This is a genomic window from Streptomyces sp. NPDC102437 (genome assembly GCF_044765565.1).
In the GTDB taxonomy this organism is placed as follows: domain Bacteria; phylum Actinomycetota; class Actinomycetes; order Streptomycetales; family Streptomycetaceae; genus Streptomyces.
The window spans coordinates 271,571-285,513 of sequence record NZ_JBIWKI010000004.1; the positions used below are offsets into that span (position 1 = coordinate 271,571).

Annotated in this window: 13 protein-coding genes and 1 pseudogene; 8 read left to right on the forward strand and 6 right to left on the reverse strand. The window is 69.9% G+C overall.

Features of this window, described 5'->3' with window-relative positions:
• Positions 1–11: 11 nt before the first annotated feature.
• Positions 12–785 carry an SDR family NAD(P)-dependent oxidoreductase gene (locus tag ACIRJP_RS07915; protein ID WP_404169592.1) on the forward strand — a complete coding sequence of 258 codons (774 nt, stop codon included), beginning with the start codon at positions 12–14 and terminating at the stop codon, positions 783–785.
• 8 nt (positions 786–793) lie between these two features.
• Here ACIRJP_RS07915 and ACIRJP_RS07920 read toward each other — a convergent pair whose 3' ends face one another.
• Positions 794–2,323, reverse strand: coding sequence for a right-handed parallel beta-helix repeat-containing protein (locus tag ACIRJP_RS07920; protein ID WP_404169595.1), 1,530 nt, complete (start codon positions 2,321–2,323; stop codon positions 794–796).
• A gap of 242 nt (positions 2,324–2,565) precedes the next feature.
• Here ACIRJP_RS07920 and ACIRJP_RS07925 point away from each other — a divergent pair, with 242 nt between their 5' ends.
• The 5 genes from ACIRJP_RS07925 to ACIRJP_RS07945 all read left to right on the forward strand — a co-directional run bounded on the left by ACIRJP_RS07925 (position 2,566) and on the right by ACIRJP_RS07945 (position 7,985).
• Positions 2,566–3,657 carry a substrate-binding domain-containing protein gene (locus ACIRJP_RS07925; RefSeq protein ID WP_404169598.1) on the forward strand — a complete coding sequence of 364 codons (1,092 nt, stop codon included), beginning with the start codon at positions 2,566–2,568 and terminating at the stop codon, positions 3,655–3,657.
• Positions 3,658–3,848: 191 nt separating this feature from the next.
• The gene (locus tag ACIRJP_RS07930; RefSeq protein ID WP_404169601.1) at positions 3,849–5,177 is read left to right on the forward strand and encodes an ABC transporter substrate-binding protein; all 1,329 of its coding nucleotides are present in this window, start codon (positions 3,849–3,851) and stop codon (positions 5,175–5,177) included.
• Positions 5,177–6,070 carry a sugar ABC transporter permease gene (locus tag ACIRJP_RS07935; RefSeq protein ID WP_327273458.1) on the forward strand — a complete coding sequence of 298 codons (894 nt, stop codon included), beginning with the start codon at positions 5,177–5,179 and terminating at the stop codon, positions 6,068–6,070. The genes ACIRJP_RS07930 and ACIRJP_RS07935 overlap by 1 nt, the downstream gene beginning before the upstream one ends.
• The gene (locus tag ACIRJP_RS07940) at positions 6,067–6,921 is read left to right on the forward strand and encodes a carbohydrate ABC transporter permease (protein ID WP_266730320.1); all 855 of its coding nucleotides are present in this window, start codon (positions 6,067–6,069) and stop codon (positions 6,919–6,921) included. Before ACIRJP_RS07935 ends, ACIRJP_RS07940 begins: the two co-directional genes overlap by 4 nt.
• A gap of 35 nt (positions 6,922–6,956) precedes the next feature.
• Positions 6,957–7,985, forward strand: a complete 1,029-nt coding sequence (locus ACIRJP_RS07945; protein ID WP_404169605.1) for a hydroxyacid dehydrogenase — start codon at positions 6,957–6,959, stop codon at positions 7,983–7,985.
• 131 nt (positions 7,986–8,116) lie between these two features.
• Here the strand turns inward: ACIRJP_RS07945 and groL are convergent, their stop codons facing one another.
• Positions 8,117–9,742 (reverse strand): chaperonin GroEL, encoded by a 1,626-nt coding sequence (gene groL / locus ACIRJP_RS07950; RefSeq protein ID WP_266730323.1) that lies wholly within the window; start codon positions 9,740–9,742, stop codon positions 8,117–8,119.
• Positions 9,743–9,840: 98 nt separating this feature from the next.
• Positions 9,841–10,149 (reverse strand): co-chaperone GroES, encoded by a 309-nt coding sequence (gene groES / locus ACIRJP_RS07955; RefSeq protein ID WP_124716902.1) that lies wholly within the window; start codon positions 10,147–10,149, stop codon positions 9,841–9,843.
• Positions 10,150–10,435: 286 nt separating this feature from the next.
• On the opposite strand from groES, the gene ACIRJP_RS07960 reads away from it, so the two are divergent.
• A complete protein-coding gene (locus tag ACIRJP_RS07960) occupies positions 10,436–10,903 on the forward strand; it encodes a DUF6234 family protein (RefSeq protein WP_404169608.1) in 468 nt (155 codons plus the stop codon).
• A gap of 77 nt (positions 10,904–10,980) precedes the next feature.
• On the opposite strand, the pseudogene ACIRJP_RS07965 reads toward ACIRJP_RS07960, so the two are convergent.
• Positions 10,981–11,112, reverse strand: a pseudogene (locus ACIRJP_RS07965) (polysaccharide deacetylase family protein); the annotation flags it as partial.
• Positions 11,109–12,131 (reverse strand): polysaccharide deacetylase family protein, encoded by a 1,023-nt coding sequence (locus ACIRJP_RS07970; protein ID WP_404169611.1) that lies wholly within the window; start codon positions 12,129–12,131, stop codon positions 11,109–11,111. The pseudogene ACIRJP_RS07965 and the gene ACIRJP_RS07970, both read right to left, overlap by 4 nt.
• Positions 12,132–12,246: 115 nt before the next feature.
• Between ACIRJP_RS07970 and ACIRJP_RS07975 the strand changes: the two genes are divergently transcribed.
• Complete coding sequence (locus ACIRJP_RS07975) at positions 12,247–13,593, forward strand: methyltransferase domain-containing protein (protein ID WP_404169733.1); 1,347 nt, start codon at positions 12,247–12,249, stop codon at positions 13,591–13,593.
• On the opposite strand, the gene ACIRJP_RS07980 is transcribed toward ACIRJP_RS07975, so the two are convergent.
• Positions 13,545–13,910: a hypothetical protein gene (locus ACIRJP_RS07980; RefSeq protein ID WP_266730325.1), complete on the reverse strand. Its 366-nt coding sequence runs from the start codon at positions 13,908–13,910 to the stop codon at positions 13,545–13,547. The two genes, ACIRJP_RS07975 and ACIRJP_RS07980, sit on opposite strands and share 49 nt — an antisense overlap.
• Positions 13,911–13,943: the final 33 nt, after the last annotated feature.

The following is a 13,943-nucleotide window of genomic DNA, read 5'->3' on the forward strand; positions in this document are numbered from 1 at the left end:
ACGTGCCGCGTATGACGACTGCACTGATTACGGGCGCGACCACGGGGATCGGTGCCGCCTTCGCGCGGCGGCTCGCGGCGGACGGGCACAACCTGGTGCTGGTGGCGCGCGACACCGAGCGGCTGCGCGAGCAGGCGACGGAGCTGCACGACCGGCACGGCATCGAGGCCGAGGTGCTGAGGGCCGATCTTTCCGAGGACGACGGGATCGCCTCGGTCGAGGACCGGTTGACGGACCGTCGCCATCCGGTCGACCTGCTGGTCAACAATGCCGGGTTCGGCAACAAGGGCCACTATCTGGACGTGCCCATGGCCGATGAGCTGAAGATGCTGAAGGTGCACTGCGAGGCGGTACTGCGGTTGACCTCGGCGGCGGCGGCCGGGATGCGGGAGCGAGGCCGGGGCGGCGTGGTCAACGTGGCCTCGGTGGCCGCTTTCGTGCCGCGCGGCACGTACGGCGCGTCGAAGGCGTGGGTCGTGCAGTTCACCCAGGGCGCGGCGAAGGACATGGCCGGTACGGGAGTCCGGCTGATGGCGCTGTGCCCCGGGTTCGTACGGACGGAGTTCCACCAGCGGGCGGGGATGGGGACCGGCAACATCCCGGGCTGGATGTGGCTCGACGCGGACAAGCTGGTGGCGACGGCCCTGGCGGACCTGGCGCGCGGCAAGTCGGTCTCGGTCCCCGATCCCCGGTACAAGGCGCTGATGGGGGTCGTGAAGGTGACGCCGCGCGGCCTGCTCGGAGGAATGACCTCCAAGACAGGCCGCAAGTACGGTCCTCAGTGAGCTGCGGGTTACCGGACCCCGCGGCCCGCGTAGGCGCCGATGTTGGGGGCGCCGGGCTTCAGTTCGTTGCCGAAGTAGTCCTTGCCGCCGTTGTTCTCGATGACGGCTCCGGCGGCGAGGGCGGGCGAGCCGGCGCCGAGCCGGAAGTCGGCCCGGAGCTTCGGGTCGGCCGTGATGCCGCCCGGGTTGGGCCGGGTCATGTCGATGCCGTAGAAGGCGTTGTGGTCGAAGGAGAGCCCGGGGGTCGGGTTCTTGAAGGCGTAGCCGCCGGTCCCCTCGCTCACGAAGATGTTGTTGCGGATGGACAGTTCGTGCTGGGTGGTGGCGGGGCTGCCGGCGTCGTCCTGGACGAGGTAGCCGGGGATCTGCTCCTTGTTGTGGAAGGTGTTGTTGTAGATCTCGGTGCCCAGGATCGGGCCCCAGCAGTTCTGGACGAGCCGGGCGCCGTCGTTGCGGCTGACGTTGTAGCGGGCGACCGTGCCGATGGTCTTGGCGCCGCTGTACGGGCAGATCAGCAGGAAGCCGCCCTTGTTGTCGTGGCTGTAGTTGTACTGGAAGACGGTGTTCTGGGAGGCGCCGTCGGCGTCGAAGGACATGCCGTCGTGGGTGTTGCCGCCGCCGGAGACCTCGTTGTACTCGACGGTCGTGTCGTCGGTGTTGAAGGTCCAGATGCCCGCGTTGGCGGAGGGCGAGCGGAGCTGGAAGCCGTCGACCCTGTTGTGGTCGACGCGGGCGCCGCTGGTGGTGTCGAGCTTCATCCCGTCACCGGCCAGGGACTTGAGCGTGTTGTGGTGGATGCGGACCCCGGTGCTGGGCGTCCACTCCCCCGGGTACACGTTCGGGTCCTGCTGCTGGCCGACCAGGTCGCGCTTGGAGAAGGTCGACTTGAAGTAGATGCCCTCGCGGTCGACGGCCTCGATGCGGTTGTGAGAGATGTCCAGACCGTCGTACCAGCTGGCCTTCGCCTTGCCCTCGACCGCGATGTGGATCGCGCTGGAGCCGGAGACCGTCTTGTAGTCGCCGCCGCGAACATCGTGGATGTAGAGGCCGGAGATGTCGAAGCCACGGGCGACGCCGTAGTCGGTGAGGCGGAGGCGAACGCCGTTGCGCTCGCTGCCGGGGTTGTCGGCGTTGGTGATCTCCAGCGCCTTGAGGTGCACGTACTGCGTGTCGGCGAGCAGGACCACGTCATGGGCGCCCGCGCCGTCGAGCCTGGCTCGCGCCGGGCCGCCGCCGTAGTCGGCGATGGTGAACGGGGCGTGGGCGGAGCCGGAGCCGGTGGGGGCGAGGGTGCCGGTACAGGTTGCGCCGCGCTTGAACAGGAGCCGGTCGCCGGGGCCGTAGGTGTGCGCGTTGGCCTCGGCGAGCGAGGTCCAGGGGTGTTTCTTGCTTCCGGTGGCACCGGCCGGGTCCGCGGCGCAGTCGACGTGGAAGGTACGGCCGGTGGGCGCGGCCTGTGCGGCGGTCTGGCTCGCGACGGTCAGGCCGCCCGCGGCGGTCAGGGCCGCGAGCGCCGCAGCGGTGACGCGATGTCTCACAATTCCTCCGTACGAACAGTCAGGGGCGGGACGGACGGTCGGGGTGGGGGCGGACCGCCGGGGTGGGACGGGGGACGTCCGCATCGCCGGGAATCCTGGACTCGGATTGATCGAACGTCAATGGATCGCGTTTGAATGATCGAAACTCCCATCGTTCGATCACGTTGGTCTAGGGTCGGACAACGGCCGCCGGCACCGGCCGGACCGGGGGCCGGGCCACACACTGCGAGGGGACTGCTGCCGTGCGCGAGAGTGCTGCCGAACGTCATGACCGCCTGCTCGGGCTGGTACGGGAACGGGGCTCGGCCCGGGTCTCGGACCTGGCCTCGCTGCTGGGGGTCTCACCCGTCACAGCGCGCCGTGACGTGGAGGAGCTGGCCGGCCGCGGCCTGCTGGACCGGGTCCACGGATCGGTGTCCTGGCCGCAGGACGCCACCCCGGGCGCCGCCGCCGGACCCGGCGCCACGGGCGGCGGGCTGGTCCTCGGCATGCTCGCGCCCTCGTCGACCTACTACTTCGCCGAGGTCATCCGCGGGGCCCATGAGGCCGCCGCCAGGGCCGGGGCCAGGCTCATCCTGCGGATCTCCGACTACCGGCCGCAGGAGGACCACGCCCGCACCGAGGGCCTGCTCTCCGCAGGCGCCGAAGGGCTGCTGGTCGCGCCCGGCTGGCAGGACCCGGGCGACCCCGCCGCGTTCGGCGACTGGATCGCCTCGCTGCCCGTGCCGACCGTGCTGCTGGAGCGCAGGCCCACCGCGGGCTCCCCGCTGGACGGCCTGGACCGGGTCTGCTCGGACCACGCGCACGGCGTACTGCTGGCCGTCCGCCACCTGGTGCAGCTCGGGCACGGGGCGCCGCTGCTGATGGCCCGCGCGGACTCCCCGACCGCCGTCGCGGTGCGGTCCGGGTACGCGGAGGCGCTGGCCGTGCTCGGGCTGCGCGCACCGCAGGACGTGATCGATTCCGTACCGGCCGAACTCGCCCCGGACGCCTTCGAGGAGGCGGTGCGGGCGCTGCGCGAGGCGGTCCTGTCGGGGGTGGCGACGGCGGCGCTGATCCACAACGACGTGGACGCGATCCAGGTGGTGCAGCGCCTGGCCGAGCTGGGCGTGCGGGTGCCGGAGGACCTGGCGCTCATCGCCTACGACGACGAGGTGGCGGCCCTCGCGGACACCCCGCTCACGGCAGTGGCGCCGCCCAAGCGCGAGGTGGGCCGCCATGCGACGGAGCTGCTGGTGGAGCGGCTGGGCCAGAGCACGGGCGCTCCCCGACGGCATCTGACGCTGCTGCCGCAGCTGAGGGTCAGGGACTCGTGCGGGGCGCGCCTGCCGTAGACGCCGAACGGGGCCCCGGAGCGGGTGCTCCCGCGCCCTCGTACCCGATTTCGCAGGATATCTCATGCCCTTCCGTACGTAACTTATCTGATCTTTTTTCGATCAATCGATCTTTCGCTCTTGACTTCGGTCACGACTGGTCCAAGGATCACGGCCAACGCCAATGTCGCCGCCAGTTCAGGAGCCTCGCTGTGAGCCGCAGTCCGAGCAGAACGTCCCTCGCCGTTGTCGGCACCGCCACCGCCCTCGCCCTTCTCACGGCCTGTGGCGGCAGCGGTGACGACGACTCCGCCGCCGGAAGCGACGGCAAGCCCGTCAGCATCACCTTCTGGGGCTGGGCCAAGGGTTCCAAGGAGGTCGTTGACGCGTTCAACGCCTCGCACAAGAACATCAAGGTGGTCTACGAGGAGATCCCGTCCGGCAACGCGGGCGGTTACGCCAAGATCTCCAACGCGGTGAAGGCGGGCAACGCCCCCGACCTGGTCTCCATCGAGTACCCGCAGCTTCCGGAATACGTCAGCCAGGGCGCGCTCCAGGACATCGGCCAGTACTTCACCGAGGACATCCGCAAGAAGCTGCTGCCGCAGGCGGTCGAGCTGACAACGCTCGGCGGCAAGAACTGGGCCGTTCCGTTCGACGCCTCGCCGCAGTCCTTCTACTACCGCAAGGACCTCTTCGAGAAGTACGGCGTCGAGGTTCCCAAGACCTGGGACGAGTTCCGCAAGGCCGCCGAGAAGATCAAGAAGGCCGACAAGAAGGCCCGGATCGGCACTTTCTTCCCCGATGACCCGACCACGTTCCAGGCGATGGCCTGGCAGGCCGGCGCCCAGTGGTACAAGCCCGAGGGCGACACCTGGAAGGTCAGCACCGCCGACGCGGCCACCAACAAGGTCGCCGACTACTGGCAGGGGCTGCTCGACGACGACCTGATCCGCTCCAACGCCTCGTTCAGCCCCGAGTGGACCAACTCCCTCAAGAACGGCGGCACCGTCGGCTACCTCGGCGCCGCCTGGGGTGCGGGTGTCCTCAAGGGCACGCTGCCCGAGCAGAGCGGCAAGTGGGCCGTCGCCCCGATGCCCAGCTGGGACGGCAAGCCCGCCAGCGGCATGCTCGGCGGCTCCACCTTCGCGGTGACCAAGACCAGCAAGAAGGCGAAGGCCGCGGTCGAGTTCGCCACCTGGATGTCGACCACCGAGGAGGGCATCAAGGCCCGCATCGAGTCCGGAACTTCGAGCGCCTTCCCGGCCGCATCGGCCCTGCGCCCGGTCGCCAAGAAGTCCTTCGACGCCGGGTTCTACGGCGGCGAGGACATCTACCAGGTGTTCGAGGGCGCCGCGACGTCGATCGGCCAGAACTGGAACTGGGGTCCGACGACCGGCACCACGAACACCACCATGAAGGACCAGTTCGGCAAGGTCGCCAGCGGTGGCACCACCATCAAGGACGCCGTGAAGGCCGGGCACGACGCCACGGTCGCCGAGCTGAAGAAGCGCGGTCTGAAGGTCGAGGACGCAGGCTGATGAAGCGCGCCCGGACGACCAGAGCCGCCGCCATCCTGCTGGGGCCCTTCTTCGTACTGTTCACCGTGGCCATGGTGCTGCCGATCGGTTACGCGGTCTGGCTCAGCCTGTTCACCGAGAAGCAGTCCGGCCTGGGCTTCGGCGGCACCGAGACCGTCTTCAGCGGGCTCGACAACTATACGGCGGCCCTGGGCGATCGGGCATTCCGCGAGGGCTTCGGCGTACTCCTCGGATACTGCCTGTTCTACATTCCGCTGCTGCTCATCGGAGCCCTCGCCCTCGCTCTGCTGCTGGACTCCACGCTGGCCCGTGCCCGCCGGTTCTTCCAGCTCGCGCTCTTCCTGCCGCACGCCGTGCCCGGCATCATCGCCGCGCTGATCTGGGTGTACCTCTACACACCGCAGCTCAGCCCGGTGGTCAGCGCCATGGAGTCCGGCGGGATCGGCTTCGACTTCTTCTCCCCCGAAGGCGCCCTTCCCTCGATCGTCAACATCGCCCTGTGGGAGTGGCTCGGCTACAACATGGTGATCTTCTACGCCGCGTTGCAGGCGATCGACCGCTCCGTGCTCGAAGCGGCGACGGTCGACGGGGCCGGCGCCTGGCGCGTCGCGCTCAGCATCAAGGTTCCGCTGATCCGCGCCTCCGTCGTGATGGTCGCGCTGTTCACGGTCATCGGCTCGCTCCAGCTGTTCACCGAGCCGCTGATCCTCAACAAGGGGACCGGCTCCGCCGTCACCTCCACCTGGACGCCGAACATGTACGCGTACACCGCGGCCTTCGAACGCAACGACTACGGTCTCGCCGCGGCCGCCTCCATCCTGCTGGCGCTCACGGCCGCGCTGCTGTCCTTCGTCGTCACCCGCTTCACCGGCCGGAAGGGCAAGAAAGCATGAACTCCCCCGCCTCCCGCAGCCGCTGGATGTCGAAGACCGCGGTCAACGGCTTTCTCCTGCTCGCCGTCGTCTACATGCTCTTCCCTCTCGTCTGGCTGGTGACCGCCGCCACGAAGGACACCGGCGGCCTGCTCGCGGGCAACGCCTTCTCCTTCGAGGGCTTCAACCTCGGCGAGAACCTGTCGAACCTGGCCTCCTACGGCGACGGCATCTACTTCCGCTGGTACCTCAACAGCCTCATGTACGCGGGCGGCGGGGCAATCGTCTGCTCGCTGATCTGCGTCGCCGCGGGATACGCCTTCGACAAGTACGAATTCCGGGGCAAGGAGAAGCTGTTCGCCCTCGTGCTGATGGGTGTGCTGGTGCCCACCACGGCGCTCGCCCTGCCGATGTACCTCCTGGCCTCCAAGACCGGCCTGGTCAACACCTACTGGTCGGTGCTGATTCCGGTGCTGGTCAACCCGTTCGGCGTGTATCTCGCCCGGGTGTTCAGCACCGGCTACATACCGAACGAGGCCCTGGAGGCCGCCCGTATCGACGGGGCCGGCGAGCTGCGCGTCTTCTGGTCCATCGGGCTGCGCATGGTCATGCCGGGCTTCGTGACGGTCTTCCTCTTCCAGTTCACCGCGATCTGGAACAACTTCTTCCTCCCCCTCGTGATGCTCTCGGACCGCAAGCTCTTCCCGCTGAGCCTCGGTCTGTACTCCTGGAACACCAACACCCACGGCGAGCCGAGCTTCTACCCGCTCGTCGTCACCGGGTCCCTTCTCGCCGTCATCCCCCTGATCGTCGCCTTCGTCTCGCTGCAGCGGCACTGGAAGGCCGGACTGACCGCCGGCAGCGTCAAGTGACCTCACCGCGAGCCCTGAGGAGTACGAGTCCCACCATGCCCCACGCCACTGACAACCGGCCGACGGCCCTGCTCGCGATGGGCTCCGGCATCGCCGACCGTCTCCTCGCCGACCGCCACCGCACCCGGCTGGCCGCTCTCACCCGCACCGACCCGCACTTCGTCGCCCACGACCTGGCCGACCCGACGCCCGAGGTGGCCGCCGCGCTCGCCGAGGCAGAGGTGCTCTTCACCTGCTGGGGTGCCACCCCGCTCACCGCCGGGGTACTGGCGGGCGCGCCCCGGCTGCGGGCCGTCGTGCACGCCGCGGGCTCCGTGAAGCACCACATCACCGACGCCTGCTGGGAACGCGGCATCACCGTCACCTCGGCGGCCGGGGCCAACGCCCTGCCGGTCGCCGAATTCACCCTCGCCGCGATCCTGTTCGCCGGCAAGCGGGTCCTGCACTCCGCGGAGCGCTACCGCGGTCTGCGCACCGAGCACAACTGGCTCGCGGAACTCGACGGGGCCGGCAACTACCGCCGTACCGTCGGCATCGTCGGCGCCTCCCGGATCGGCCGGCGCGTGATCGAGCTGCTGCGCCCCTTCGACCTGAACGTGCTGCTGTACGACCCGTACGTGGACGGCCCGGAGGCAGCACGGCTCGGTGTACGGCTCACCTCGCTCGACGAGCTGTGCGCGAGCAGCTCCGTCGTCTCGGTGCACGCCCCCCAGCTCCCGGAGACCCACCATCTGATCGGTGCGGCGCAGCTGGCCGCCATGGCGGACGGGACGACGCTGATCAACACGGCGCGGGGGTCGCTGATCGACGAGGGCGCGCTGCTGCCCGAGCTGACGGCCGGGCGGCTCCAGGCGGTGCTGGACGTGACGGACCCCGAACTCCCGCCCGCCGACTCGCCGTTGTACACCCTGCCGAACGTGCTGCTCACCCCGCACGTCGCGGGTTCGCTGGGCGACGAGCTGCACCGGATGGCCGACCAGGCGCTGGACGAGCTGGAGCGGTTCGCGGCCGGCCTGCCCTTCGCGGACCCGGTGCACTCCGGCAGCCTGAGCCACTCGGCCTGAACGCCCGAAGGCCCCCTGTCCCACCGTCGAGGGGTGGGACAGGGGGCCTTCTGCTGCCTTCGGTCTTCCGAGGGCTGCCCGGCCTTCCGAGGGCGGTGAGCCCTCAGTGGCCGGGCGCCGGTGACCAGGCGTCAGTGCGAGTGGCCGTGACCGCCGTGGCCGGCCTCGGCCTCTTCCTCGGCCGGCTTCTCGACGACCAGGGTCTCGGTCGTGAGCAGCAGCGACGCGATGGACGCGGCGTTCTCCAGCGCGGAGCGGGTGACCTTGACCGGGTCGATGACGCCGGCCTTCACCAGGTCGCCGTACTCGCCGGTCGCGGCGTTGAAGCCCTGGCCCTTGTCGAGCTCGGAGACCTTCGAGGTGATGACGTAGCCCTCGAGGCCCGCGTTCTCGGCGATCCAGCGCAGCGGCTCGACGGCGGCGCGGCGCACGACCGCGACACCGGTGGCCTCGTCGCCGGTCTTGCCGAGGTTGCCGTCCAGCACCTTGACGGCGTGGACGATGGCGGAGCCACCACCGGAGACGATGCCCTCCTCGACCGCGGCGCGGGTCGCGGAGATGGCGTCCTCCAGACGGTGCTTCTTCTCCTTGAGCTCCACCTCGGTGGCGGCACCGACGCGGATCACGCACACGCCGCCGGCCAGCTTCGCGAGGCGCTCCTGGAGCTTCTCGCGGTCCCAGTCGGAGTCGGTGGCGTCGATCTCGGCCTTGATCTGGTTGACCCGGCCCTTGACGTCGCCGGGCTCGCCGCCGCCGTCCACGATCGTGGTGTCGTCCTTGGAGACGGTGACGCGGCGGGCGGTGCCCAGCACGTCCAGACCGGCCTGGTCGAGCTTGAGGCCGACCTCCTCGGCGATGACGGTCGCACCGGTGAGGGTGGCGATGTCGCCGAGCATGGCCTTGCGGCGGTCACCGAAGCCCGGGGCCTTCACCGCGACGGCGTTGAAGGTGCCACGGATCTTGTTGACGACGAGGGTCGACAGCGCCTCGCCCTCGACGTCCTCGGCGATGATCAGCAGCGGCTTGGAGCCACCGGCCTGGATGACCTTCTCCAGCAGCGGGAGCAGCTCCTGGATCGAGCCGATCTTGCCCTGGTGGATCAGGATGTACGGGTCGTCGAGGACGGCCTCCATACGCTCCTGGTCGGTCACCATGTACGGGGACAGGTAGCCCTTGTCGAAGGCCATGCCCTCGGTGAAGTCGAGGTCCAGACCGAAGGTGTTGGACTCCTCGACGGTGATGACACCGTCCTTGCCGACCTTGTCCATCGCGTCCGCGATGAGCTCGCCGACCTGCGGGTCCTGCGCGGAGAGCGCGGCCACGGCGGCGATGTCGGTCTTGTCCTCGATCGGGCGGGCGGTCGCGAGGAGCTCCTCGGACACGGCCTTGACCGCGGCGTCGATGCCCTTCTTCAGGGCGGCCGGGGAGGCACCGGCGGCGACGTTGCGCAGACCCTCGCGGACGAGCGCCTGGGCCAGCACGGTGGCGGTGGTCGTACCGTCACCCGCGACGTCGTTGGTCTTGGTCGCCACCTCCTTCACCAGCTGGGCACCGAGGTTCTCGTACGGGTCGTCGAGCTCGACCTCGCGCGCGATGGTGACACCGTCGTTGGTGATGGTGGGAGCGCCGAACTTCTTGTCGATGACGACGTTGCGGCCCTTGGGGCCGATCGTCACCTTGACCGTGTCGGCAAGCTTGTTGACGCCGCGCTCAAGGGCGCGACGGGCGTCCTCGTCGAACTTCAGGATCTTCGCCATGGGAGCTGAGCTTTCCTCTCGAACGAACTGCGCCCCCGACCACCCGGCTGGTTATTCGCGGGGGCCAGGGGCGCAGAACAGAAGCAAACGTGGGTGAATTACTTCTCGACGATCGCGAGCACGTCGCGGGCCGAGAGGACGAGGTACTCCTCGCCGTTGTACTTCACCTCGGTGCCGCCGTACTTGCTGTACAGCACGACGTCGCCGGTCTTGACGTCGAGCGGAAGGCGCTCGCCGTTCTCGAAGCGGCCCGGGCCCACGGCCAGGACGACGCCCTCCTGGGGCTTCTCCTTGGCGGTGTCCGGAATGACCAGGCCGGAGGCCGTGGTCTGCTCGGCGTCGAGCGGCTGGACCACAATGCGGTCCTCGAGCGGCTTGATCGCAACCTTGGTGCTGGCGGTCGACACGATCCGGTCTCCCCCTTCGGAGATCTCACGGGGTAACAGTCTTTGGGTGGCGACCAGGTCGATCCGTCGTCGCGGGTGCCGGACCTGCCAGTCGCGCAGTACTGCTGGCACTCTCCAGTGGTGAGTGCCAGCACCGAGACTATGACCGGGATTAGCACTCGGTCAAGCGGAGTGCCAATTCAGACGTTCGTGGCGCGGCACTTCCGGACACCGGTCCGGACAACAGTCCGGGCAACATGGAGGCAACGTACGGACTGACCGGACCGTTCCGTACGACCGTGGGGAGATGACCCGCCCTTCTCCGTACCGGCAGCCGGACCCCGCGCCCGGGCGGCGCCCGTACCGATCTCGCACCGTGAACGGCTGCCTCGATGTGGTGCTCGGGCTGCTGCTGATCCTCCTGGAGGGGCTGATCTGTGCGGTCGCCACCATCCAGTCGGCCTTCTCCCGAGCGGACCTCGACGGCTCAAAGGCCACGGGCCCGCCGCCGATGGACTGGACGCCCGTTCTCGTCCTCGGCTCGATCGCCGCGGTGATCTGCCTGATCGCCGTCGTGCTGATCCGCAGCAACTGGCCCTGGGCGGGCGCGCTCCAGGTGCTGGCGGCGCTGGCGTTGTGCGTGGTCACCGTGCAGGCAGGCCACGAGGACTACCGCCGCTCGCACCCGGCGCCCGCACCCTCGTACGATCCCGGCCGGACCGCCCACCAGTGCCTCAGCGGCGACAGCCGCGAGTGCCGGGACTCCGGCAGCTGACCGCAGGAGATCACGACCATCGACCCCGACTCGCTGTGATCACCGTGCGCGGGCGGGCCCGCCGCGGGCGTCCGCTGCGGGTGATGCACCTTCTGGGCGGCCTTGCGGCCCAGCCGTTCGATCGGGTCCACCGACTGGGCACAGCCGGTGGCGGCCAGGAGCGCACCGGCCGCCAGCAGTCCGGCCAGCAGCCGGTGCGCCTTTCTCATACGTAGTCCTCCAGCCGGGCCACGGCGTATCCCCGGTCCGTGACGGTCTTCATGACCGCCCGGACCAGGTCGGCCATGCTGCCGTCCCATTCACCGCGCCCCCGGAAGTGGGTGAGGATGATGTCGCCCGGGTGCAGGTCCTGGTCATCCTCGCGCCACTCCATGTGGTCCGGGAACGCCTCGGCGTTCCAGAGGGGCACGGCCTTGATCCCGCAGGACTGCGCGATGCGGAGGGTGTCGCCGTTGTAGTTGCCGTACGGAGGGCGGAAGAGGACGGGCCGCTTGCCGAACTGCTTCTCGATGATCTCCTGCTGGTGGCAGATCTCGCGTTCCTGCTCGTCGTACGGGAGTCCGGGCAGATAGGGGTGGTTGAGCGTGTGGTTGTTGATGGAGACGCCCAGCCGCTGGGCCTCACCGAAGTACCCGTAGTTGTCGCTCACCTCGTAGTCGCTGAGGAAGGCGCTGTACGGGATGTCCAGCTCGTCCATCATCTGCAGCAGCTCGGGGTCCTTCTCGGAGCCGTCGTCCATCGTCAGGAAGACGATCCGGTCCTCGGTCGGGACGGTGGTGAAGACCGGCGGCAGCGAGTCGTTGCCGCCCTTCACCTCGAACCCCTCACGGGTGGTGATGCGCGGCTTCACGGCGGGTGGCGGCGGCGCGATCAGCGGCGTCTTCTCCAGCCCCCACTTCTTGGCCAGCGCCGCCCGCACGGCCGGAGCGAGCTGCGCGTTCTCATGGGACCCGTCGGGTGCGCGGCCCTGGCCGGGCCGCTGTCCGGGGCCGCCCGGATGCCCGGCGGCGGGGTTCGAACCGGGGTTCGGCTCCGGGTTCGCACCTGGGTTCCCGGCCAGGGGCCGGTCCCGGTGTTCGGTGTCGCCCGCCTGTTCGCCGGCCCCGGAGGCGCAGCCGGAGCCGACCGCGGCGACCAGGAGTGCGGCCAGGACGGCGCAGGCGGGCCGGTGCGCGCCCGAGCCCCGGTCGCGCCCGGACCGGGGCATGCCCGGCTCGCTCCGTTTCATGGTGTTTTTTTCGTTTTGTCGTACAAGCTGCATGGCGCCGCATACTGCCAGCACGGGACGGGCCTCCCGGTCCGACACCGCCGCCGGGCCCGCCGCTCTACCCGGCTGGCTCACAATGGGGCGGGTGAACGCTCTCGCCCCGAACGACCCGTCCGACGCCAGCGACCCTTCCCCAAGCTCTCGGCTTCGCTCCAGCGGGGACCCCATCGCCGCCGACGACCGGTCCGACGCCCCCGACCCCCTCGCCGCCTTCCAGGCCCTGCGCACCCCCGAGGGCACCGGGCTCCTGGACGGGCTCCGGTCGTACGACCCCTCCCAGGAACTCGCCACCGCCACCCGGCTGCGCCGCTCCCACCCGGCCGCCCTGGTCTCGGCGGCACTGGGCCAGGCGCGGCTGCGGCAGCGGGCGGTGGCGAAGTTCGGCGCCGAGGACGCGTACCGGATGTTCTTCACGCCCAACGGCGTCGAGCAGGCGACCCGTACCTCGGTGGCCACCCATCGCGCGCGGCGGTTCGCCGCGGGCGGGGTGCGCAGCGTCGCCGATCTGTGCTGCGGGATCGGCGGCGACGCGATCGCGCTCGCGCGGGCGGGCATCCGCGTGCTCGCCGTCGACCGCGACCCGCTGACCGCGGAGGTGGCCCGGGCCAACGCCGTCGCGCTGGGCCTGGACGGTCTGATCGAGGTGCGGTGCGCCGATGTCGCGGGCGTCGACACCTCGTCGTACGACGCGGTCTTCGTCGACCCGGCCCGGCGCGGCGGCCGGGGCCGGATCTTCGACCCCGAGGCGTACTCGCCGCCGCTCTCCTGGGCGACCGGTGCCGCGCTCGCGGCTCCCCGGGCCGCCCTGAAGATCGCCCCGGGCATCCCGCACGAGGCGATCCCGGCGCAGGCGGAGGCCGAGTGGATCTCGGACGGCGGCGACGTGAAGGAGGCGGTGCTCTGGTTCGGCGAGGGCTTCGCCGCCGGTTCGTACCGCGCCACCGTGCTCCCGGCCGGGGCCACCCTGTGGTCCGCCTCCCCGCCGCCCGCCCCGCCGGTCGGCCCGGTGGGCCGCTATCTGTACGAGCCGGACGGCGCCGTCATCCGCGCCCATCTGGTCGCCGACCTCGTCGAGCGGTGCGAGGGCCGGCTGCTCGACGAGACGATCGCGTACATCACGAGCGACGAGCCTTACGAGTCCCCCTACACCTCCGGGTACGAGATCACCGACCAGCTCCCCTTCAACATGAAGAAGCTGAAGGCGCTGCTGCGGGAGCGGAAGGTGGGCGTGCTGACCGTCAAGAAGCGCGGCTCGGCGGTCGAACCGGAGGAACTGCGCCGCAGGATGAAGCTCCAGGGGCCCGAGTCCGCGACGGTCTTCCTGACCCGGGTGGCCGGAGCACCGACGATGCTGATCGGCCACCCGCTGACCCGTCAGGCCAGGTCGGTCAGGTCCTCGGCGTACACCTGCGAGAGCGGCTGAGGGCCCACGTACTGCTGGCAGTTGCACTGTCCGGACTCGAAACGGACCGGCTTCTTGGCCTCGTCCCAGGCCGTCGGCACCTCGACCCGCTCATGGCACTTGCCCTGCTTGTCGTGCTTGGCGAGATGGTGCGTGCAGCCGCAGACCGGCTCCGGCGGCCTGTTCGCCGCTTCGAGCGCCAGCCGCTCCTGCTTGGCCGCGTCGAGCAGTTCCAGCTTGCGGTCGTGCCGGTTGCGCAGCGCCGTACGGACGTTGTCGACGGCCCATCCGAAGCCGCCCGTCCAGAAGATGATGAGCACCCACCAGTACCACTCCATGTCGCCCTCCCCCGGCATGACCCATGTGTCCCG